This window comes from Streptomyces sp. NPDC059649 (assembly GCF_042734445.1).
Classification (GTDB): Bacteria; Actinomycetota; Actinomycetes; order Streptomycetales; family Streptomycetaceae; genus Streptomyces.
In genome coordinates this window covers 344,499-365,140 of sequence record NZ_JBHWDV010000003.1, presented here as the reverse complement: position 1 = coordinate 365,140, position 20,642 = coordinate 344,499, and the positions used below count along the sequence as shown (strand labels likewise).

The following is a 20,642-nucleotide window of genomic DNA, read 5'->3' as shown; positions in this document are numbered from 1 at the left end:
CTCGCCGTCCGCGGACGGAGCGATGGCACGGGGGCCGGTGACCACGGACGCGTCGTCACACTTCCGACGGCGAACGGGGTTTAAGGGGCCGTCATTCGTCGTCCAGCCGGCGCATCGGGGAGACGGTCGTGCCCGGGAGGGTCGGGCGCGCCGACTGCTTGGCGGGCAGGTCCGGCTCCTCCGACACGGCCCCCCGGACGATGGTGATCAGCCGGTCCGTGCTCTGCAGCGGGCTGGCCTGCGGATCGTCGTAGCCGAGCAGCCGGTGGCCGCGCAGCACGGACACGACCAGATCGTCGGTCTCGCGTACGGACCTGCCGACCTCGGCCTTCACCACCGGGCGTTCGATCAGGTCCAGGCCGCTGCCCTGCTGGATCAGTTCCTCGATGACCATGCCCGCGCTGGGGCTGTGCACGGAGAGTCCCAGCAGGCGGCCGGCCGCACTGGCCGAGGTGATGACGGCGTCGGCGCCGGACTGCCGCAGCAGCGGGGCGTTCTCCTCCTCCCGGACCGCCGCGACGATGTGGGCCCGCTTGTTGAGCTGACGGGCGGTCAACGAGACGAGTACGGCGGTGTCGTCGCGCTGGGTGGCGATGACGACCTGCCGGGCGCGCTGGATCTCGGCGCGCAGCAGGACATCGCTGCGGGTCGCATCGCCGACGACCCCGGCGAACCCTTCGGCCACCGCCGCCTCGATCACCTTGGTGCTGGGGTCGACGAGGACGATGCGGTCGCGGCCGACGCCGGTCGCGCGGAGCGTCTGCACGGCGGACCGCCCCTTGGTGCCGTAGCCGACGATGACGGTGTGGTCGCGCACGGCGTTTCTCCAGCGCTTGAGTCGCCACTGCTCGCGGGTGCGTTCGGTCAGCACTTCCAGGGTCGTACCGACCAGGATGATCAGGAAGATCACGCGGAGCGGCGTGATGAGCAGGATGTTCAGCAACCGGGCGCTGTCGCCGTACGGGACGATGTCGCCGTAGCCCGTCGTGGAGAGCGTGACGGTCGCGTAGTAGAAGCAGTCGAGCAGGTCGACCGTGCCGTCGGCGTTGTCGTGGTACTCGGCGCGGTCCAACCAGACGATGAGGACCGTCGCCAGCAGCACCACCAGCGCCATCATCAGCCGGCGGGCGACCTGGCGCAGCGGCGCCTTCGGCGCCCGGCGCGGCAGCATCACGCGGTGGGAGCGGTCCTCGGGCACCTCGTGCGCCGCGCTGTCGTACGAGGGGAGCTTCACGCGGCCCCTCCGGCCGGCCCGAACGGTCCCCCCGCCCGGTCCCCGGGCCCGCCCCCCGACCACCCCGCCGACCAGGGAAGTTCCAGGAGTTCCAGCTCGCTGCCGCGCTGTGCCCCGCCGGGCGGGACGACCGCCAGCGCATCGGCGGCGGCGATCCCGCGCAGCATGGCCGGACCGTGGAAACGCAGCGGCTCCGCCACCAGTCCGTACCGCTCGTCGTCGCGGTAGGCCACCGGGACGAGCCGGGTGTCGTGCGGATGGCCGTGCACCGGCGCGGTCACCGGCGTACGGCAGGGGCCGGGCGGCCGCCGGGCGGCCAGCGCCCGCAGCAGCGGCTCGGCCAGCGTGCAGAGCCCGGACACCGCGGCGAGGGGGTTGCCGGGCAGGCCGACGAGGTGCCGGCGCGGGGCCAGCCGGGCCAGCAGCATCGGGTGTCCGGGGCGGACCGTCACGCCGTCCACCAGCACCTCGGCGCCGAGGCGGCGCAGGGTCGGATGCACATGGTCGACCGGGCCGGCGGCGGTCCCGCCGGTAGTGATCACCACGTCGGCGGTGGACCCCGCCAGCGCCGCGTACAGCGTGTCGGCGTCATCGGCGAGGTGCCGGGGGGCGGCCGCCTCCACACCGAGGGCCTGCAGCCAGGGGCCGAGCATCGGCCCGAGCGCGTCCCGGATCCGGCCCGCCTGCGGCAGCCCGTGGTCCAGCAACTCGTCGCCGAGGACGAACACTTCGGCCCGCGGCCGGGGATAGGCGGTCAGCTCGTCGTAGCCGGCCGCGGCGGCCAGACCGAGGACGGCGGGGGTCACCAGCGCGCCGGCGGGCAGGAGGTGGTCGCCGCGGCGGCACTCCTGGCCGCGCGGGCGGATGTCCTGACCGGGCGGTACGGGCCGCGGCGCGTGCAGCTGCCGGGCGCCGCCGGGCAGTTCGCGGAGGTCGCCGTGCTCGCTGCGCAGTACGGCGGTGGCACCGGACGGGATGCGCGCACCGGTCGCGATCGCGATGGCATGGCCGTCCTGGAGGGCCTCGGCAGGGGCCTGACCGGCGAGGATGCCCGGAGCCGCGGCGCCCTCGCGCTGATCGAGGCGCCAGGGGCCGGGTCCGGAGACCGCCCAGCCGTCCATGGCCGAGGTGTCGAACGACGGCAGGTCGGTGAGGGCGGTGAGCGGGACCGCGAGCGTCCGGCCGAGCGCCTCGGCGAGCGGGGTGGACAGCGGCGCGGGCGGTCCGGGAACGGCCTGCGCGGCGAGTTCGCGGGCGCGCTGCCAGGGCGTGGCGGACGGCCTGGGGCGCGGGGCGGAGGGCGACGGCGGCGGTCCGGCTTCCATCGGGCCGGAAGGATCGGCCGGGCCGGTGGCGCCGTCCGGGTCGTGGCTGCCGCGTGCGGTGGGAGCGCCGGAGGCCGCCGCGTACGGGCCGCCCGCGGACGGGATGCCCTGGCCCGCTTCCGGGGGCCGGGCCGGGCCGGTGGCCGCTTCATGGGTGTGGTTGGCCAGTGCGAGCGCGTCCTCGAACGGGTCGTCGCCGTGCCGGTCGTCCCGGGCGGCGCCGAGCGCCCCGCGGGTCTCGCCGTCGGTCATTCCGCGGGCTTCGTTCCGGTGTCCGAGGAGCCGGCCGGTCCCTCGGCCTCCGCGGCCCAGCGGTTCGCCAGGGCGGCGGCCCGGTCGGCCAGCTCCTTGACGTCCCGGCCCTGCTGACCCGCCGCGTACCCGATCAGGAAGGTCGTCAGGGGCGCGGCCGGGCGGGCCACGCCGTGCGCCGCGTCCCGCGCGAGGTCGAGAAGCGCCGCCACGTCGACATCGAGGTCGATGCCGAGTTCGGCCTTGACTGCGGTGATCCATTCGTCCAGCACGTGTCCATGCTCCCTGATCCGGGCGCGCGCCGCGCCGAGGTCTTCCCAGGTGTCGCAGTCGAAGGAGGCGGTGGCCGTGGGGTCCGGGACCCGGACGAGCGTCAGCCCGGCCAGCAGGGCACGCAGCGGCAGACCGGCCGGTGTGCCGTGTTCGGCCCGGATACGGGCCAGCGCGCGGCGCAGCGGCTCGGCGCGGTAGGCCGCCACCAGCGGCTGGTCCCGACCCGAGGCGTCCTGAAGCAGCGCCCCGTCCGCCGGCGCGGCGGCCGCGGCCAGCAGCCCGCGAACGGTCGCGGCGGTCAGGAACGGCAGGTCCGCGGAGAGGACGAGCACCGTGGGGGCGGTGGTGTGCCGCAGGCCGGCGTCCAGCGCGGCGAGCGGGCCGCCGCCCGGCGGGTCCTCGCGGGCGTGCAGCACGGTGCGGGCGGTCGGGCGGGCGGGGCCGACGACGACGGCGCGGGCGGCGTTAGGGCAGGCGGCGAGCACCCGGTCCAGGAGCGGGCGGCCGCCGACGGACAGGGCGGGTTTGTCCGCCCCGCCGAACCGCCGGGCCGCGCCGCCGGCCAGGACGATCGCGTCGTGGTCGGTGTGGTCGTTCACCCCTTGAGTATCGCCAGCCTCGGCGCACTCACACAGGGATCGTCCGTGGCCCCTCCGGGCCCGACGGGGGACGGGTCCGGAGGGGGCCGTACTCACAGGCCGCGCAGCAGCAGCGCGGGCTGCTCGACGCAGTCGGCCACGAACCGCAGGAAGCCGCCCGCGGTGCCGCCGTCGCACACCCGGTGGTCGAAGGTGAGCGACAGCTGGACGACCTGCCGGACCGCCAACTCGCCTTGGTGCACCCAGGGTTTGGCGGCTATCCGGCCGACGCCGAGCATCGCCGCCTCGGGGTGGTTGATGATCGGCGTGGAGCCGTCGACGCCGAAGACGCCGTAGTTGTTGAGGGTGAAGGTGCCGTGGGTCAGCTCGGCCAGGGACAGCCCGCCGGCCCGGGCGGTCTCCGTGAGCCGCGCCATCTCGGCGGAGAGGCCCTCGACCGTACGGGCCTGGGCGTCGCGGACGACCGGCACGACCAGGCCGCGGTCGGTCTGCGCGGCGAAGCCGAGATGGACCGCGGGCAGCCGGACGATCTCCTGGGTGCGGGTGTCGACGGTGGCGTTGAGCTGCGGGAAGCGCGCGAGCGCGGCGGTGGTGATCCGGGCCAGCAGCGCGAGCAGCGACACCTTGGGGGCGCCGGGGACGTTCATCGCCCGGCGGGCGGCGAGGAGTTCGGTGGCGTCGGCGTCCACCCAGCAGGTCGCCTCGGGGATCTCGCGGCGGCTGCGGCTGAACTTCTCGGCGGCCGCGCCGAGCATCCCGCGCAGGGGGATCCGCTCCTCGCCCGGGGTGGGGGCGATGCCGGCCTCGGGGGCCGTTGCGGTCGTGGGGCTCGTCCCGCCGGCCGGGGCGGCCGCGGCGGCCGGCTGCGGTGCGCGCTCCCGCCGGGCGCGGAGCGCGGACTCGACGTCCGCACGGAGGATCAGCCCGTCCGGTCCGGTGCCGGTCACCTCCCGCAGGTCGAGGTCGTTCTCCCGCGCCATGCGGCGCACCAGCGGCGAGATGACGGGCACCGTACGGCTGCCGGCGTCCGCGGTGCGGGCCGGGCGGTCCGCCTCGGCCTCTTCGGCCGGTGCGGCGGGCTGCGCTTCGGTCGGGGGCCGCGGGCCGCCCGTCTCGGGGCGCGTGCCGTCCGCGGGACGGATCCGGCGCCGTCGGGCCGCGGCCGCGCTCGTGCCGTAGCCGACCAGGACATTGCCGGACCCGTTCTCGGCCGCCTCGCCGGCCGGTGCCTCGGGGGCGGCAGTCGTCCCGGGGGCGAGGCCCGAGTCGGCGCCCGTCTTGGGCGCCTGCTCGGCCAGATCGTCCGGTACGGCGCCGACCGCGACCGTCACCAGCGGGGTGCCGACGGGGACTTCGGCCCCTTCGTCGCCGTAGCGGGCGGTCACCACGCCGCCGTACGGGCACGGCACCTCGACCATCGCCTTGGCGGTCTCGACCTCGACCACCGGCTGGTCCACGGCGACGACCTCGCCGACCTCGACCAGCCACTGCACGATCGTCGCCTCGGTCAGGCCCTCCCCCAGGTCGGGCAGGGTGAATTCACGGACCACGGCCATCACGCACCACGTCCTTCGGTCCAGTCCGACTCCCACTGCAGGCGGGCGACGGTGTCCAGGATCCGGTCGACGCCCGGAAGGTGGTACCGCTCCAGCATGGGCGGCGGGTAGGGGATGTCGAAGCCGGTCACCCGCAGCACCGGCGCCTCCAGGTGGTGGAAGCAGCGCTCGGTGATCCGCGCGGCGATCTCCCCGCCGGGGCCGCCGAATCCACCGGCCTCGTGGACGACCACGGCCCGTCCGGTGCGCCGTACGGACGCGCAGACGGTGTCGTCGTCGAACGGCACCAGGGAGCGCAGATCGACCACTTCCAGGTCCCAGCCCTCGGCGCGGCCGGCCTCGGCGGCCTCCATACAGGCGGGCAGCGAGGGGCCGTAGGTGATCAGGGTGGCGCTGCTGCCGCGGCGGCGTATCTCGGCCCGGCCCAGGGGCGCGACCGGAGTGGGCGCGTCCGGCGACCATTCGGCCTTCGACCAGTACAGCCGCTTGGGCTCCAGGAAGACGACCGGGTCGTCGGAGGCGATGGCGGCCCGCAGCAGGCCGTAGGCGTCCTCGACGGTGGCCGGGGTGACGACGTGCAGCCCCGGGGTGGCGAGGTAGTACGCCTCGGAGGAGTCGCTGTGGTGCTCGACGCCGCCGATGCCGCCACCGTAGGGGATGCGGATGGTCAGCGGCATCGGGACCGCGCCGCGGGTGCGGTTGCGCATCCGGGCGACATGGCTGACCAGCTGCTCGAACGCCGGGTAGGCGAACGCGTCGAACTGCATCTCGACCACCGGCCGCAGCCCGTACATCGCCATGCCGACGGCGGTGCCCAGGATGCCGGCCTCGGCGAGCGCGGTGTCCGTGCAGCGGTCCTCGCCGAACTCCTTGGCCAGGCCGTCGGTGATGCGGAAGACGCCGCCCAGGGCGCCGACGTCCTCGCCCATCACATGGACGGCGGGGTCCTCGGCCATGGCGTCACGCAGCGCGCGGGTCAGTGCCTGCGCCATGGTGGCGGGCTTGCGCGCGGTGGCCGGAGCGGTGGTCGTCATGGCCTGGCCTCCTCGGCGGGCGCGGTGCCCGCGGCGTCCTCGGTGTGTCCGGCGGCCTCGGCCTCCAGCTCGGCGCGCAACTGTGCCGCCTGGGCGCGCAGTTGGCTGGTCTGCTCGGCGAATACGTGGGTGAACAGGTCCATCGGGTTCAGCACCGGGTCGGCGTGCATCCGCTCGCGGAGGTCGGCGGCCAGCTGCTCGGCGCTCTCCCGGGTGGTGGCGACGAATTCGTCGGTGAGCAGGCCGCGGCCGGCCAGCTCGCGCTCCAGCAGGGCTATCGGGTCGTGCGCCCGCCAGGTCTCGACCTCGGCGTCGGTGCGGTACCGGGTGGCGTCGTCGGCGTTGGTGTGCGCCTCGATGCGGTAGGTGACGGCCTCGACGAGGGTGGGGCCGCCGCCCCGGCGGGCGCGCTGGACGGCCTCGCCGAGCACCTCGTGCATCGCGGGCGCGTCATTGCCGTCGACCAGGCGGCCGGGCATGCCGTAGCCGACCGCTTTGTGGGCGAGGGAGGGCGCGGCGGTCTGCTTGGCGAGCGGCACGGAGATGGCGAAGCCGTTGTTCTGCACCAGGAAGACGACCGGGGCCTGCCAGAGCGCGGCGAAGTTCAGCGCCTCGTGGAAGTCGCCCTCGCTCGTGCCGCCGTCGCCGACCATGGCCAGCGCCACCACCTCGTCGCCCTTGAGGCGGGCTGCGTGCGCCAGGCCCACGGCGTGGGGGAGCTGGGTGGCGAGCGGGGTGCACAGCGGGGCGATGCGGTGTTCGTGCGGGTCGTAGCCGGTGTGCCAGTCGCCGCGCAGCAGGGTCAGCGCCTGTACGGGGTCGAGGCCACGGGTCACGGCGGCGAGGGTGTCGCGGTAGCTGGGGAAGAGCCAGTCCCGCTCCTCCAGTGCCAGCGCGGCGGCGACCTCGCAGGCCTCCTGGCCGGTGGAGGACGGGTAGACCGCCAGTCGTCCCTGCCGGGTCAGGGCGGAGGCCTGGGCGTTGTACCGGCGGCCGCGCACGAGCTGGGCGTACAGCCGGGTCAGCAGTCCGGAGTCGAGCCGGGCGGCGGCGTCCGTACCGAGGATGCGGTACGGCTCCTCGTCGGGCAGGAGAGGCGCGGGATCGACGCGCGGGCGCCACGCGGGCGGCGGGCCGGCCAGGCTGCTCTTGTTCCTGCTGCTGCCGGGCTGCTCAAGGACCGTCATGTCGAGCACCTCCTCGGTTCGAAGGGGTGGCGCGATGGCGCCGCAGAAGGGTGGTGGGCGGACGGCGGGTGGGCAGGATGGAACCGGTCGGGGCGGGTGAGCCCTTCCCTACCGATTGTTCGGTCGCTGATGCATTTTGGCTACAGGCGGGTTCAGCCTGTGGACAAACGGTTCTCCACAGCTTGAGATGAAGACAGGGCGTCCACAAAGGGGAGGCGGGACCATATGCCGGACGAACAGATGGCCAATAACAACGGTCAGCCGCCGACGCCCGAACCGCCAGCTCCGGCCGCCCGCCCGCTGGACACCATCGACCGCTCGATCCTGCGCATGCTGCAGACCGACGGCAGAGCCTCGATACGCTCCGTGGCCGAGCGGGTGCACGTCTCGCGTGCCAATGCCTACGCGCGCATCAACCGGCTGATGGACGACGGGGTGATCCGCGGTTTCAGCGCCCTGGTCGACCAGGAGCGGGCAGGTCAGGGCGCCTCCGCGTACATCACGCTGAAGATCGTGCAGAACTCCTGGCGGACCGTGCGCAAACAGCTCACCGCGCTGCCGGGCGCCACCCACATCGCGTTGGTCAGCGGCGATTTCGATGTGCTGCTGCTGGTGCACACCAAGGACAACCGGGAACTACGGGAGCTGGTCCTCACCCGTATCCAGTCGATACCGGAGGTGCTCAGCACCCGCACCCTGCTGGTCTTCGAGGAGACCGATCTCGGGCCCGAGGGGGAGTGAGCCGCCCGGCGCCGCGGGCGGCTCCCAGAGCCCCCGCCAGACGCCGTCAGGACCCTGTCAGGGCCGGCGCAGGCCCGCGAACGCCGTGCGCACCACGGCCTCGGCGACCTCGTCGCGGCTCGCCGCGCCGCCCCGCCCGGGCCGGTACCACTCCACGATCGAATTGATCATGCCGAAGAGCAGCCTCGTGGCGAGCCGGATGTCCACGTCGTCCCGCAGGTCGCCGTCGGCGGCGGCCTGCTTGAGGAGCGCGGCGACCTCGTGGTCGAACTCCCGGCGGCGCTCCATGGCCCACCGCTCGGTGTCCGTGTTGCCGCGCACCCTCAACAGCAGTGTCACGTAGGGGAGTTCGTCCAGGAGGACCTCGGTCACCCGGCGGGTGACGTGTTCCAGCCGTTCGATCGCCCGCCCCTGGAGGGCCGCCGGCTCCTCCAGCACCGCGAAGAGGCCGTCCAGGGCCCGGCTTATGGCGCGGTGCAGCAGCTCTTCCTTGCTGCGCACGTGGTGGTAGATCGAGGACTTGGAGATGCCGGCCGCCTTGGAGAGGTGCTCCATGGAGGTGCCGTCGTAGCCGCGCTCGATGAACACCTCGACGGCGACGGCGAGCAGCGAATCGGGCGTGTAGGTGTCGCGCTTGGCCATGGTCATGATGAGAGCACCTGTTCCTCGAGGTCCGCACGGCGCCGCAGCGCCCAGGACGGTACGTAGCGTCCCCCGGCATTCTGGTGGTGCATCGAGTCCAGCAGGTCCCACACCCAATGGGCGCCGAGCAGTTCGGCCCACTCCATGGGGCCGCCGGGGTAGTTCACGCCCAGCCGCATGGCCGTGTCGATGTCCTCGGGGGTGGCCACCCCGCGGGCGGCGGCGTCCACGGCGAAGTCGATGATCATCGCGACCGTCCGGGCGACGATCATGCCCGGGACGTCGCCGATCACGCTGACCTCCTTGCCCAGCGCCTGGAAAAGCCCGACGGCCTCCGCGACGTCCGCCTCGGAGCAGGCGTCCGAGGCGGCCAGCGCGATCCGGGTGGCGGCCCGGTAGTCGAGCGAGAGGTCGAAGCGGATGTACTTGTCGTGGACGACGCTCGTCGCCGGGTAGCCGTTGGTGAGCGCCAGGCAGGCCCCGCCGGGCAACCGGAGGAAGCCCTCGGACTCCGCCGGTGTGCGGTCGCGGGTGACCTTGATGCCGGCCTCCTCGATCAGCTCGCGGAGCACCGCGGCGGGGCCGGGCAGCCGCGCGTGCAGGGCGACGGCCTCCGGGGCCGGGCAGGGCGCCGCGGTGTGCGGCGCGGGCCGCTGGGCGCCCTCGGAGTAGTCGTACCAGCCGCGCCCCGCCTTGCGGCCGTGCAGGCCGGCCTCCACCAGCCGGCGCTGCGCCAGCGAGGGGGTGAACTTGGGGTCCTGGAAGAAGGCCTGCCACACGGAGTGGGTGACCGCCTCGTTGACGTCCTGCCCGATGAGGTCGGTCAGCTCGAACGGCCCCATCTTGAAGCCGGCGCCGTCGCGCAGCACCGCGTCGATGGTGGCGGGGTCGGCGACCCGTTCCTCGTAGGCGCGCAGGGCCTCGGCGTAGAAGGGGCGGGCGATGCGGTTGACGACGAAACCGGGGGTGTCGGCGCAGCGGACCGGCTTCTTCCCCCAGGCAGCGGCGGTGTCGTACGCCGTGGTGGCGGCCGCCTCGTCCGTGGCGAAGCCGCTGACCACCTCGACCAGCGGGAGCAGCGGCGCGGGGTTGAAGAAGTGCAGGCCCACGCAGCGGCCGGGCCGGCGCAGACCGCCGGCGACCGCGGTGACGGACAGCGAGGACGTGTTGGTGGCCAGCAGACAGTCGTCGCCGACGATGTCCTCCAGCGCCCTGAACAGCTCCTGTTTGGCGGCCAGTTCCTCCAGGATCGCCTCGACGACCAGCGCGGAGTCGGCCAGCTCGGTGAGGGCGGTGGCGGGGGAGAGGCGGTCGCGGGCGGCGTCCCGCTCGGCCGCCGCGATCCGGCCTTTTTCCACCAGCCGGTCCAGTCGCCGCACCAGCGCGTCGGCGGCCTGCTCGGCGCGGCCCGGGGCGCTGTCGTAGAGCCGTACGCGATGGCCGGCGACCAGCGCCACCTGCGCGATTCCCTGTCCCATGGTGCCCGTGCCCACGACTGCCACGGTGTTGCCGGTGCCGATTGCCGTCATGCCAGCTGATCCTCCCCGACCGACTTTTCCACAGGCTCGTCGGGCCCTCTTGCCCCGACCGATCGTTCGGTTACTCTAACTCCGTATTGCCCTGTCCGCTCCCAGCCCTATCCGCTTTCCGTCCGGCTCGACGAGGAGTTGGTCATCGATGGCCGCCGAAATGACCGCAGCGCAGTTGATCGAGAAGCACCGTCCGACCCTCGATCAGGCGCTGGAGACGATCCGTACCCGCGCCTACTGGTCCCCGCACCCCGAGCACCCCAAGGCGTACGGCGAAACCGCCGCGGCCGACGGAGCGGCCGCGTTCGAGGCGCTGCGCGGCAAGCGCTTCGAGCTCACCCAGCCCGGCACGGACGACTGGACTGGTCAGGAGGTGTCGCCCTACGGGCCGGAGCTGGGGATCAGCTATCCGCACCCGGACGTGGACGTCCTGCTGCCCGCGATGCGCGCCACGATCCCCGCCTGGCGGGAGGCCGGCCCGGAGCTGCGCGCGGCGGTCTGTCTGGAGATCCTGGCCCGGATCAGCGCGCGCACCCATGAGTTCGCCCAGGCCGTGATGCACACCAGCGGCCAGGCGTTCATGATGGCGTTCCAGGCCGGCGGGCCGCACGCCCAGGACCGCGGCCTGGAGGCGGTGGCGTACGCCTACGCCGAGCAGACCCGCACGCCGGAGCAGGCGGCCTGGTCCAAGCCGCAGGGCAAGCGCGACCCGCTGGAGCTGTCCAAGAGCTTCACCGCCGTGCCGCGCGGCGTGGCCCTGGTGATCGGGTGCAACACCTTCCCCACCTGGAACGGCTACCCCGGCCTGTTCGCCTCCCTGGCCACCGGCAACCCGGTCCTGGTCAAGCCGCATCCGCGGGCGGTGCTGCCGCTGGCCATGACCGTCAAGGTGGCGCGCGAGGTGCTCGACGACGCCGGCTTCCCCGCCGACCTGGTGTGCCTGGCCGTGGACAAGCCGGACGAGGGCCTGGCCAAGACGCTGGCCGTCCGCCCCGAGGTCCGCATCATCGACTACACCGGCTCGACCGCGTTCGGCGACTGGCTGGAGACCCACGCCCGGCAGGCCGAGGTCCACACCGAGAAGGCCGGCGTGAACACCGTCGTCATCGACTCCACCGATGACTACAAGGGCATGCTCAGCAACCTCGCCTTCTCCCTGTCGCTCTACAGCGGCCAGATGTGCACCACCCCGCAGAACCTCCTGATCCCCCGCGGCGGCATCACCACGGACGCCGGGCGGAAGTCGTACGACGAGGTGGTCAGCGATCTCGCGGGCGCGGTGAGCGGACTGCTGGGCGACGACGCACGGGCCAACGCGCTGCTGGGCGCCATCGTCAACCCGCAGGTCAAGGAGCGGATCGAGGCCGCGGGCGGGCTCGGCGAGGTGGCCCTGGCCTCCCGCGAGGTGGCCCACCCGGACTTCCCCGGCGCGACGGTCCGCACCCCGGTGATCGTCAAGCTGGACGGCGCCAAGCCGGATTCCGAGGCGGCGTATCTGTCGGAGTGCTTCGGGCCGGTGTCGTTCGCGGTGGCCGTCGACTCCGCGGCCGACGCCGTGGAGCTGCTGCGGCGGACGGTCCGCGAGAAGGGCGCCATGACGGTCGGCGCGTACACCACGGACGCCGAGGTCGAGCGGCTGGTGGAGGACGCCTGCCTGGAGGAGTGCGCCCAGCTGTCGCTGAACCTCACCGGCGGGGTCTATGTGAACCAGACCGCGGCGTTCTCGGACTTCCACGGCTCGGGCGGGAACCCGGCGGCGAATGCGGTGCTCTGCGACAGCGCGTTCGTGGCCAACCGCTTCCGGATGGTGGAGGTGCGCCGACCCGCATGACGTGAGCCGGGGGCCGGGCGCCGGTCACCCGACGTGCTCGACGGACGCGGCGCCGGTCAGCCGGCGTGCGGCCCGTCGATCCGTGCGTGGCGGCCGATCCAGGCGTGCATCGCGATGGCGGCCGCCGCCCCCGCGTTGATCGAGCGGGTCGAGCCGAACTGCGCGATCGAGCAGACCAGCGAGGCGTGGCGGCGCGCCTCCTCGGTCAGCCCCGGCCCCTCCTGGCCGAAGAGGAGCACACAGCGGCGCGGCAGCTCCGTCGTCTCCAGCGGCACGGCCCCCGGGAGATTGTCGATCCCGATGATCGGCAGCCCCTCGGCCATGGCCCAGGCGGTGAGGTCCGCGGTGTCCGGGTGGTGGCGGACGTGCTGGTAGCGGTCGGTCACCATCGCCCCGCGCCGGTTCCAGCGCCGCTGGCCGACGATGTGGATCTCCTTGGCCAGGAACGCGTTCGCGGTGCGCACGACCGAGCCGATGTTGAAGTCGTGGCCCCAGTTCTCGACCGCCACGTGGAAGTCGTGGCGGCGGGTGTCGAGGTCGGCGACGATCGCCTCACGCCGCCAGTAGCGGTAGCGGTCGACGACGTTGCGGCGGTCGCCGTGCGCCAGCAGCTCCGGGTCGTAACGGTCGTCCTCGGGCCAGGGCTCCGGATGCGGGCCGACGCCGATCTGGGTCCCGTAGCCCTCGTCGTACTGGAGGGGCTCGGCGGGGGCGGTTTTCTCGCTGCTCACCCCACGAGCGTATGGCCACCGCCGCCGTGGTCCGTACGGGCCGGGGGCTCACCGCCTCCGGGACCGCCGTCCGGGGCGGCCGCCACGGCGCGGGGGAAGAGCCGTTCGTGCAGGCCGGAGACGCGGGCGGAGACCCAGGTCAGGAAGTTCGTCGGCAGGAAGACCGCGTCCGCGGCGATCATGGCGAGCGAGAAGAACGGCAGCCCCAGCAGGAACGCGATCGAGAGGTGCTCGCAGATCATGATGACCAGGAGCACGTTCTTGAGCCGGCGGTTGAAGAGCGTGAAGGGGAAGGCCACCTGGACGATCACCGTGCCGTAGGTGATCAGCATGACCATCAGGCCGTTGCTGCCGAGCAGTTGGGAGAGCGCGGGCCAGGGGGAGAAGTAGTCCAGGTGCATCGGGTAGTAGACCGCGGTGCCGTCCTGCCAGCGGGAGCCCTGGATCTTGTACCAGCCGGCGGTGGAGTAGACCAGGCAGACCTCGACCATGATCACCAGCAGTGCGCCGTTGTGGGCGAGCTTGGTGAGCGTGTCCAGGACGGTGCGCGGCTCCCCGGGTGCGTAGCGCTGGACCGCCCACCAGAGGGCGTGCGCGGCCCACAGGCCCCACAGGACCAGGCTCCAGCCGATGTGCGGGAACGGGCCGTTGTCGAACCACAGGAGGGCGTAGCTGCCGGTGAGCTGGGCGACGGCGAGGGCGAGGCCGAGGACCGCCCACAGGACGATGCCGGTCAGATCGCGTCCGCGACCCCCACCCGGCGTGCCTTCAACGGTCCCCGCCCCCTCGGACGCCTCCCCGCCGGCCGCGGCGGCCTCCGCCGCGGCCCGGGCACGCCGGGCGCGGCGCGCGTCCAGGGACCAGACCTGGCCGCACCGGGTGAGCACGAGATACATCGACATCAGGTGGATGACGTTGTCGCCGCCGTCCCCTATGAAGACGCTGCGGTTCTGCAGCGAGATCACGCCGAGCATGAAGAGCACCGACATGGTGCGGGTGCGCCAGCCGAGCAGCAGCGCCGCGCTGGCCGCGACGGCCATCAGGTAGACGCACTCGAACCAGCCGCGGCCGTCGGACCACAACAGCATGGAGAAGGCGTGGTTGGCGCCCAGGAGGCGGCGCGCCATGTCCAGGCTCCAGGGGCTGTCGGGCCCGTAGAGCGTGAGGCGGTGCGGCCACTCGCGCAGCAGGAACAGCAGCCAGGTCGCCGAGAAGCCGATCCGGATGACGGCGGTCTGGTACGGGGCCAGCGCGCGGCCGGTGGCGCGGCCGAAGAGGCGGCCGATGGCGCGCTCGACCCGGGTCTCCTGGTAGGGGGCCGGGGTGGCGGTGGGGGCCTGGGGGGCGTGGGGGGCGTGCGCTTGCTGCGGCACGTCGGTGGGCTCCGTGGTGTGCGAGGGCTGCGAGGTGCTCGGGGGCTGCTGGGGCGTCGGTGACGTCACTGGCTGTTCGCCCCCTCGGGCAGGTCGGCTGCGATGACCTGCCACCAGGGCAGCACGCGGTACGCGGGCTTGTCGCTGATCTTCTCGGTGCTCCACGGCGGCGGGCTGACCGCGGCCGTACGGGAGCGGACCTGGATGCGGTCGACCCGGCCGCCGGCCGCGGTCCACTCGCCCTGCATCCGGAACATCACGATCCGCCGGATGTAGCGCTCGGCCAGCTCGCCGCGGGGGCCGATCGGGCGGCCCTGGGCGTTGTGGCTGTTGACGAAGAGCTCCCAGCCCCGGCGCAGCTGGTTCTGCTCGGTGTGGCTGGGCAGCGGGTTGTGGAGTATGGCCCGGCCGTCCCGGGCGGTCAGGTCGGTCCAGCCGGTGGTGCGGCTGCCGCCGTCCTCGGCGCGGATCTCCGCGCGCACCTGGACCGCGACGTTCTGCTGGAGGGGGTTCGGCGCGAACAGCTTCCAGTTCTGTTCGTACTCGGGATAGACGTAGTCGCTGATCAGGGCGCCCTGCTGCTTGCTGAGCGTGTTCTGCGGCGCGACGTGCAGAAACATCATGGCGAGATGAATCGCGACGATGACGGCGACGGCGCAGGCCGCCACGCCTATGACGAACCGCGAGGGTAGCGACAGCGCGGCCAAAGGCCGCGGTTCGTCCCCGTATGACTGCATTCCCGCCCCGTTCCCGTAAACCCATGCGGTCAACTCCGCTCCGGAACCGTACCTATGCGTCCGCACCGGGCACACCCTCCCCCGAGTTATCCACAGGCTTGACACCCGCTGCCCGCCCACTCACCATTGAACCGAACGATCGGTCGGTCGGGAGCGAGGGGGCACACATGACGACGATCGCGCCGGAGGAGGCGGCTCAGGAGGCCGCATTCGACGCCACCGTGGCCGCGGACGAGCGGATCGAGCCACGGGACTGGATGCCGGAGGCCTACCGCTCCACACTCGTGCGGCAGATAGCGCAGCACGCCCACTCCGAGATCATCGGCATGCAGCCGGAGGCCAACTGGATCACCCGCGCGCCCTCCCTGCGCCGCAAGGCGATCCTGATGGCCAAGGTGCAGGACGAGGCCGGACACGGCCTGTATCTCTACAGCGCCGCCGAAACCCTCGGCACGAGCCGCGACGAGCTCCTCGACAAGCTCCACACCGGCCGCCAGAAGTACTCGTCGATCTTCAACTACCCGACCCTGACCTGGGCGGACGTCGGAGCCATCGGCTGGCTGGTGGACGGCGCGGCGATCACCAACCAGGTCCCGCTGTGCCGGTGCTCCTACGGCCCCTACGCCCGCGCGATGGTCCGCATCTGCAAGGAGGAGTCCTTCCACCAGCGCCAGGGCTACGAGCTCCTGCTGACCCTCAGCCGCGGCACGGAAGCCCAGCACGCGATGGCGCAGGACGCGGTCGACCGCTGGTGGTGGCCCTCCCTGATGATGTTCGGCCCGCCGGACGACGAGTCGTCGCACTCCGCCCAGTCCATGGCCTGGAAGATCAAGCGGCACTCCAACGACGAGCTGCGCCAGCGCTTCGTCGACATCTGCGTCCCCCAGGCCGAAGCCCTCGGCCTCACCCTCCCCGACCCCGACCTGGTGTGGAACGAGGACCGCGGTCACTACGACTTCGGCCCCATCGACTGGACGGAGTTCCGGGAGGTCCTCAAGGGCAACGGACCCTGCAACGAGCAGCGGATCAACCGCCGTCGGCAGGCCCACGAAGAAGGCGCCTGGGTGCGCGAGGCAGCCGCCGCACACGCGGCCAAGCACGGGAAGGCCGGACGATGACGACGACACCCCGCCCCGCGGAAACCCCCGCCTCCGGCGCCCCCGCCGAAGCGGCGGACGCCCGCCCCACCGACTGGCCCTTGTGGGAGGTCTTCGTCCGCAGCCGCCGCGGCCTGTCACACACCCATGCCGGCAGCCTGCACGCCCCGGACGCCGAAATGGCGCTGCGCAACGCCCGCGACCTCTACACCCGGCGTTCCGAAGGCGTCTCCCTCTGGGTGGTGCCCTCCGCCCAGATCACCGCCTCCTCCCCCGACGAGAAGGACGCCTTCTTCGAGCCGGCCGGCGACAAGCCCTACCGCCACCCGACCTTTTACGAGATCCCGGAGGGGGTGCACCACCTGTGAGGGACACCGTGACCACCCCGGCCCTGCCCCTCGGGGACGATGCGCTGATCCTCTCCCACCGCCTGGGCGAGTGGGCCGGCCGGGCCCCGGTCCTGGAGGAGGACGTGGCGCTGGCCAACATCGCGCTGGACCTGCTCGGCCAGGCCCGGGTGCTGCTCTCCCTGGCCGGCGACGAGGACGAGCTGGCGTATCTGCGCGAGGAGCGGGAGTTCCGCAACCTCCAGCTCGTCGAGCAGCCCAACGGCGACTTCGCCCACACCATCGCCCGCCAGCTCTACTTCTCCACCTACCAGGAGCTGCTCTTCGAGCAACTGGCTGCCGGAGACACCGAGTTGGCTCCGCTGGCGGGCAAGGCCGTCAAGGAGGTCGCCTACCACCGCGACCACGCCACCCAGTGGACCCTCCGGCTCGGCGACGGCACCGACGAGAGCCACACCCGGATGCAGCGCGGCCTGGACGCCCTCTGGCGCTTCACGGGCGAGATGTTCGAGCCGGTGGAAGGACTGGAAATGCTGCCCTGGGCCACGTTCCACGACCGCTGGACGACCCGCATCACCGCCACCGTCGAGCAGGCCACCCTCCGCCTCCCCGAAGGACCGCAGCGCGGCGCCTGGACCGCCGGCGCGGGCCGCCAGGGCCTGCACACAGAACCGTTCGGACGGCTGCTCGCCGAGATGCAGCACCTCCACCGCAGCCACCCGGGGGCGACATGGTGACCACCGGCCACACCACGACGACGAGTGCTGGCACGGCCCCTACGACCGGCACCCCGACCACGGCCGGCACGACCCCTACGGCCGGTATGACGACCACGGCCGGCGCGGCAACCCTGCCCACCACGACCCTCGAAGCGGAACTGCTGGCACTGGCCGGCTCCGTCCCCGACCCCGAGCTGCCCGTCCTCACCCTCGCCGAACTCGGCGTCCTGCGCGATCTCCGGCTGACGGCCCCCGACCGCGTCGAGGTCGAGCTCACCCCCACCTACACCGGCTGCCCCGCCGTCGAGGCCATGTCCGCCGACATCGAGCGGATTCTCCACGATCAGGGCATACCCGACGTCGAGGTCCGTACGGTCCTCAGCCCGCCCTGGACCACGGACGCCATCACCGCCGAGGGCCGCCGCAAGCTGGCCGCCTTCGGCATCGCCCCACCGCGCCCGGCCGGCCCGGCCGGCGGACCGGTCTCCGTCGACCTCACGATCCGCTGCCCGCACTGCGGATCGACCGACACCACCCTGCTGAGCCGGTTCTCCTCCACGGCCTGCAAGGCGCTGCGCCGCTGCGAGTCCTGCCGCGAACCCTTCGACCACTTCAAGGAGTTGTGATGTTCCACCCGCTCCGGGTCCAGGAGGTCGAGCGGCTCACGGACGACGCGGTGGCCGTCACCTTCACCGTCCCGCCCGAACTCCGCAGCGCCTTCCGGCACACCCCCGGACAGCACATCGCGCTGCGCAGAACGGTCGACGGACAGGAGATCCGCCGTACGTACTCCATCTGCACCCCGGCCACCGACGAGCCCGTCCTGCGGATCGGCATCCGGTACGTCGAGGACGGCGCCTTCTCGGCCTACGCGCTCAAGGAGTTGGCGGTCGGCGACACGGTGGAGGTGATGGCCCCGGCCGGCCGGTTCGTCCTCGCCCCGCGCCCCGGGCACTTCGTCGGGATCGTCGGCGGCAGCGGCATCACCCCCGTGCTGTCCATCGCCACCACCCTCCTCGCCCAGCAGCCCGACGCCCGCTTCTGCCTGATCCGCAGCGACCGCACCGCGGCCTCGACGATGTTCCTGGAGGAGGTCGCCGACCTGAAGGACCGCTACCCCGACCGCTTCCAGCTGATCCACACCCTCTCCCGCGAGGAACAGCAGGCCGGCCTGCCCTCCGGCCGCCTGGACGAGGACCGGCTCCGGACCCTGCTGCCCGCCCTGCTGAAGACCGACGCCATCGACGGCTGGTACCTCTGCGGCCCGTACGGCCTGGTCCAGGGCGCCGAACGCGCCCTCCGCGCCCTCGGCGTACCCCGCAACCGCATCCACGAAGAGATCTTCCACGTCGACAACGGCGCCCCGACCGCACCCACGGCCAAGGCCCCCGCGCACAGCACGGTGACCGCCACCCTCGACGGCCGCTCCGGCACCTGGCCCGTCCACGACGGCGAATCACTCCTCGAAGCCGTCCTCCGCAACCGCGCCGACGCCCCCTACGCCTGCAAGGGCGGCGTCTGCGGCACCTGCCGGGCCTTCCTGGTCTCCGGCGAGATACGCATGGACCGCAACTTCGCCCTCGAATCCGAAGAGGTCAACGCCGGCTACGTCCTCGCCTGCCAGTCCCACCCGGTCACGGAGAAGGTGGAGTTGGACTTCGATCGGTAGGGAGATCGGTAGGGGGATCAATGGGGGCGTGGGGGACTGTGCTGGGTGAGTGAGGGTGGGTGAGCGGGGGCCGGGTGAGTGGGGCCTCGGTGGGTGGGGGGCTCGGTGGGTGGGGGGCTCGGTGAGTGGGGGCTCGGTGAGTGGGGGCTCGGTGAGTGGGGTGGGCTGGGCTTCGGGGGCTAGGAGCGGTGGGGGGGGAGGAGCGGTCGCAGACGCCCAACTCCCCGACACGGCGAGGGGACGGACGGTTCGTGCCCCGGGGCCCATAGGGCAGGGAGCGGTCGGAGGGCAGGGAGCGGTTGCCGGACGACGGGGGAACGGTCGTAGGGCCGGCCGACGGCTGGCTGGCTGGCTGGCTGGCTCAGCGGCGCCACCACCATTCCCAATTCCTGGAACATGTTCTACCTTGGCGCGTGGCTTGACGGCTCGTCAGATTCGTCAGGTGTCGAGGCGCCGCGCGGAAGGAAGGACAGCCAGTGGACTTCACCTTCACCGAGGAGCAACAGGCCGCCGTCGAAGCGGCGCGGGCCGTCTTCTCGGGGACCGCTCCGGACGACGTACCCAGCCCGGCACTCACCACGGGAGCGGTCGCCGACGACTTCGACCGCGCGCTGTGGCGCAAGCTCGCCGACGCCGATCTGCTGGGCCTGCTCATCGCACCGGAGTACGGCGGCGCGGGACTCGACCCGATAGCGCTCTGCCTCGTACTGCGCGAAGCGGCGAAGGTGCTGGCCCGCGTGCCCCTGCTGGAATCCGGCAGCGCGGCGCTCACCCTCCAGCAGTACGCCGATGCCGCGCTCCGTACGGACGTACTGCCGCGGATCGCCACCGGGGACCTCGTCGTCACCGTTGCCGCCACCGGCCGTACCGGCCATGAACCGGCCGAACTCGCCGTACGTGCCAGCAAGGAAGGCACCGACTGGATCCTCGACGGCAGCCAGACCGCCATCCCCTGGGCTGCGACCGCCGACCGGATCCTGCTGCCCGCACACAACGGTGAGGGCCACGCCGTCCTCGCCCTCGTCCCCCGCACCCACATCGGCGTCACGTTCGCCGACCAGATCTCGACCAGCGGCGAGCGCCAGGCCGAGGTCCGGCTCGACTCCGTCCGTATCGGCGCCACCGAAACGATCACCGATCCGGCCGCCTGGGAATCCCTCCGCCACCTCCTGACCACCGGCACCTGTGCGCTGGCCCTGGGGCTGGGCGAACGAGTGCTCGCCATGACCAGCGAGTACACCGGCAAGCGCGAACAGTTCGGGTATCCGCTGGCCACCTTCCAGGCCGTAGCGATCCAGGCCGCCGACCGCTTCATCGATCTGCGCGCCATGGAGGCCACCCTGTGGCAGGCCGCCTGGCGCCTCACCGCCGACGCTCCCGGCCCGCTCCCGCCGGCGGGGGACATCGCGGTCGCCAAGATCTGGGCCTCCGAGGGCGTACGGCGCGTCGTCCAGACCGCCCAGCACCTGCACGGCGGCTTCGGCGCCGATACGGACTACCCGCTGCACCGCTACCACGCCTGGGCCAAGCAGCTCGAACTCGCCCTCGGCCCCGCCGCCGCACACGAAGAGGCCCTCGGCGACCTGCTCGCGGCACATCCGCTGGGGTGAGCTGGGGTGAGCTGGGGTGAGCTGGGGTGAGCTGCGGCGAGGAGCCCGTACAGACCGCACTCGCACTCGGACTCGGACTCGGACTCGGACTCGGACCCAAATTCGGACTCGCCGGGTCATCGCGCACGTTCACCGGGTTATCGCGCGCGTTTCATT

General features: G+C 72.8%; 19 protein-coding genes. 8 read left to right on the top strand and 11 right to left on the bottom strand.

The window, feature by feature from the left end; all coding sequences use genetic code 11:
• Positions 1-91: 91 nt before the first annotated feature.
• The 6 genes from ACFV1J_RS07460 to pdhA all read right to left on the bottom strand — a co-directional run bounded on the left by ACFV1J_RS07460 (position 92) and on the right by pdhA (position 7,460).
• Positions 92-1,234 carry a potassium channel family protein gene (locus tag ACFV1J_RS07460; protein WP_385856292.1) on the bottom strand — a complete coding sequence of 381 codons (1,143 nt, stop codon included), beginning with the start codon at positions 1,232-1,234 and terminating at the stop codon, positions 92-94.
• Positions 1,231-2,811: a molybdopterin molybdotransferase MoeA gene (locus ACFV1J_RS07455; RefSeq protein WP_385856291.1), complete on the bottom strand. Its 1,581-nt coding sequence runs from the start codon at positions 2,809-2,811 to the stop codon at positions 1,231-1,233. Before ACFV1J_RS07455 ends, ACFV1J_RS07460 begins: the two co-directional genes overlap by 4 nt.
• Positions 2,808-3,683 carry an NTP transferase domain-containing protein gene (locus ACFV1J_RS07450; RefSeq protein ID WP_385856290.1) on the bottom strand — a complete coding sequence of 292 codons (876 nt, stop codon included), beginning with the start codon at positions 3,681-3,683 and terminating at the stop codon, positions 2,808-2,810. The genes ACFV1J_RS07455 and ACFV1J_RS07450 overlap by 4 nt, the downstream gene beginning before the upstream one ends.
• Before the next feature lie 92 nt (positions 3,684-3,775).
• Positions 3,776-5,239 carry a dihydrolipoamide acetyltransferase family protein gene (locus tag ACFV1J_RS07445; protein ID WP_385856289.1) on the bottom strand — a complete coding sequence of 488 codons (1,464 nt, stop codon included), beginning with the start codon at positions 5,237-5,239 and terminating at the stop codon, positions 3,776-3,778.
• Positions 5,239-6,273 (bottom strand): alpha-ketoacid dehydrogenase subunit beta, encoded by a 1,035-nt coding sequence (locus ACFV1J_RS07440; RefSeq protein WP_385856288.1) that lies wholly within the window; start codon positions 6,271-6,273, stop codon positions 5,239-5,241. Before ACFV1J_RS07440 ends, ACFV1J_RS07445 begins: the two co-directional genes overlap by 1 nt.
• Positions 6,270-7,460 carry a pyruvate dehydrogenase (acetyl-transferring) E1 component subunit alpha gene (gene pdhA / locus ACFV1J_RS07435; RefSeq protein WP_385856287.1) on the bottom strand — a complete coding sequence of 397 codons (1,191 nt, stop codon included), beginning with the start codon at positions 7,458-7,460 and terminating at the stop codon, positions 6,270-6,272. Before pdhA ends, ACFV1J_RS07440 begins: the two co-directional genes overlap by 4 nt.
• 225 nt (positions 7,461-7,685) lie before the next feature.
• Between pdhA and ACFV1J_RS07430 the strand changes: the two genes are divergently transcribed.
• Complete coding sequence (locus ACFV1J_RS07430; protein ID WP_385856286.1) at positions 7,686-8,201, top strand: Lrp/AsnC family transcriptional regulator; 516 nt, start codon at positions 7,686-7,688, stop codon at positions 8,199-8,201.
• Between the two features lie 57 nt (positions 8,202-8,258).
• Here the strand turns inward: ACFV1J_RS07430 and ACFV1J_RS07425 are convergent, their stop codons facing one another.
• Both ACFV1J_RS07425 and ACFV1J_RS07420 read right to left on the bottom strand, forming a co-directional pair.
• Positions 8,259-8,849, bottom strand: a complete 591-nt coding sequence (locus tag ACFV1J_RS07425) for a TetR/AcrR family transcriptional regulator (RefSeq protein ID WP_385856285.1) — start codon at positions 8,847-8,849, stop codon at positions 8,259-8,261.
• On the bottom strand, positions 8,846-10,372 hold the full coding sequence (locus ACFV1J_RS07420; protein ID WP_385856284.1) for a 3-hydroxyacyl-CoA dehydrogenase: 1,527 nt from the start codon (positions 10,370-10,372) through the stop codon (positions 8,846-8,848). The genes ACFV1J_RS07425 and ACFV1J_RS07420 overlap by 4 nt, the downstream gene beginning before the upstream one ends.
• A gap of 148 nt (positions 10,373-10,520) precedes the next feature.
• Here ACFV1J_RS07420 and paaN point away from each other — a divergent pair, with 148 nt between their 5' ends.
• Positions 10,521-12,203, top strand: coding sequence for a phenylacetic acid degradation protein PaaN (gene paaN / locus ACFV1J_RS07415; protein WP_385856282.1), 1,683 nt, complete (start codon positions 10,521-10,523; stop codon positions 12,201-12,203).
• A 56-nt stretch (positions 12,204-12,259) separates the two neighbouring features.
• Here the strand turns inward: paaN and ACFV1J_RS07410 are convergent, their stop codons facing one another.
• Genes ACFV1J_RS07410 through ACFV1J_RS07400 form a run of 3 tightly spaced genes read right to left on the bottom strand, consistent with a single transcriptional unit; the run spans position 12,260 to position 15,044 of the window.
• A complete protein-coding gene (locus ACFV1J_RS07410; protein ID WP_385856281.1) occupies positions 12,260-12,934 on the bottom strand; it encodes a TrmH family RNA methyltransferase in 675 nt (224 codons plus the stop codon).
• Positions 12,931-14,376 (bottom strand): HTTM domain-containing protein, encoded by a 1,446-nt coding sequence (locus tag ACFV1J_RS07405; protein ID WP_385856280.1) that lies wholly within the window; start codon positions 14,374-14,376, stop codon positions 12,931-12,933. The genes ACFV1J_RS07410 and ACFV1J_RS07405 overlap by 4 nt, the downstream gene beginning before the upstream one ends.
• On the bottom strand, positions 14,373-15,044 hold the full coding sequence (locus tag ACFV1J_RS07400) for a DUF5819 family protein (protein WP_385856278.1): 672 nt from the start codon (positions 15,042-15,044) through the stop codon (positions 14,373-14,375). The genes ACFV1J_RS07405 and ACFV1J_RS07400 overlap by 4 nt, the downstream gene beginning before the upstream one ends.
• 167 nt (positions 15,045-15,211) lie before the next feature.
• Between ACFV1J_RS07400 and paaA the strand changes: the two genes are divergently transcribed.
• The 6 genes from paaA (at position 15,212) to ACFV1J_RS07370 (ending at position 20,486) form a co-directional block, all read left to right on the top strand.
• Complete coding sequence (gene paaA / locus ACFV1J_RS07395) at positions 15,212-16,162, top strand: 1,2-phenylacetyl-CoA epoxidase subunit PaaA (protein ID WP_385856277.1); 951 nt, start codon at positions 15,212-15,214, stop codon at positions 16,160-16,162.
• Positions 16,159-16,509: a 1,2-phenylacetyl-CoA epoxidase subunit PaaB gene (paaB, locus tag ACFV1J_RS07390; RefSeq protein WP_310724046.1), complete on the top strand. Its 351-nt coding sequence runs from the start codon at positions 16,159-16,161 to the stop codon at positions 16,507-16,509. The genes paaA and paaB overlap by 4 nt, the downstream gene beginning before the upstream one ends.
• On the top strand, positions 16,506-17,225 hold the full coding sequence (gene paaC, locus ACFV1J_RS07385; RefSeq protein WP_385856276.1) for a 1,2-phenylacetyl-CoA epoxidase subunit PaaC: 720 nt from the start codon (positions 16,506-16,508) through the stop codon (positions 17,223-17,225). The genes paaB and paaC overlap by 4 nt, the downstream gene beginning before the upstream one ends.
• 86 nt (positions 17,226-17,311) lie before the next feature.
• Positions 17,312-17,833 carry a 1,2-phenylacetyl-CoA epoxidase subunit PaaD gene (paaD, locus tag ACFV1J_RS07380; protein WP_385856432.1) on the top strand — a complete coding sequence of 174 codons (522 nt, stop codon included), beginning with the start codon at positions 17,312-17,314 and terminating at the stop codon, positions 17,831-17,833.
• Positions 17,833-18,876 carry a 1,2-phenylacetyl-CoA epoxidase subunit PaaE gene (gene paaE, locus ACFV1J_RS07375; protein ID WP_385856275.1) on the top strand — a complete coding sequence of 348 codons (1,044 nt, stop codon included), beginning with the start codon at positions 17,833-17,835 and terminating at the stop codon, positions 18,874-18,876. The genes paaD and paaE overlap by 1 nt, the downstream gene beginning before the upstream one ends.
• A 476-nt stretch (positions 18,877-19,352) precedes the next feature.
• On the top strand, positions 19,353-20,486 hold the full coding sequence (locus ACFV1J_RS07370) for an acyl-CoA dehydrogenase family protein (RefSeq protein ID WP_385856274.1): 1,134 nt from the start codon (positions 19,353-19,355) through the stop codon (positions 20,484-20,486).
• Positions 20,487-20,642: the final 156 nt, after the last annotated feature.

Coding starts and splice junctions, on each gene's coding strand:
- paaB (WP_310724046.1), top strand. CDS start 16,159: ATGACGACGACACCCCGCCCCGCGGAAACCCCCGCCTCCGGCGCCCCC.
- ACFV1J_RS07430 (WP_385856286.1), top strand. CDS start 7,686: ATGCCGGACGAACAGATGGCCAATAACAACGGTCAGCCGCCGACGCCC.
- paaN (WP_385856282.1), top strand. CDS start 10,521: ATGGCCGCCGAAATGACCGCAGCGCAGTTGATCGAGAAGCACCGTCCG.
- ACFV1J_RS07440 (WP_385856288.1), bottom strand. CDS start 6,273: ATGACGACCACCGCTCCGGCCACCGCGCGCAAGCCCGCCACCATGGCG.
- paaA (WP_385856277.1), top strand. CDS start 15,212: ATGACGACGATCGCGCCGGAGGAGGCGGCTCAGGAGGCCGCATTCGAC.
- pdhA (WP_385856287.1), bottom strand. CDS start 7,460: ATGACGGTCCTTGAGCAGCCCGGCAGCAGCAGGAACAAGAGCAGCCTG.
- ACFV1J_RS07400 (WP_385856278.1), bottom strand. CDS start 15,044: ATGCAGTCATACGGGGACGAACCGCGGCCTTTGGCCGCGCTGTCGCTA.
- ACFV1J_RS07455 (WP_385856291.1), bottom strand. CDS start 2,811: ATGACCGACGGCGAGACCCGCGGGGCGCTCGGCGCCGCCCGGGACGAC.
- paaD (WP_385856432.1), top strand. CDS start 17,312: ATGACGACCACGGCCGGCGCGGCAACCCTGCCCACCACGACCCTCGAA.
- ACFV1J_RS07425 (WP_385856285.1), bottom strand. CDS start 8,849: ATGACCATGGCCAAGCGCGACACCTACACGCCCGATTCGCTGCTCGCC.
- paaE (WP_385856275.1), top strand. CDS start 17,833: ATGTTCCACCCGCTCCGGGTCCAGGAGGTCGAGCGGCTCACGGACGAC.
- ACFV1J_RS07420 (WP_385856284.1), bottom strand. CDS start 10,372: ATGACGGCAATCGGCACCGGCAACACCGTGGCAGTCGTGGGCACGGGC.
- ACFV1J_RS07445 (WP_385856289.1), bottom strand. CDS start 5,239: ATGGCCGTGGTCCGTGAATTCACCCTGCCCGACCTGGGGGAGGGCCTG.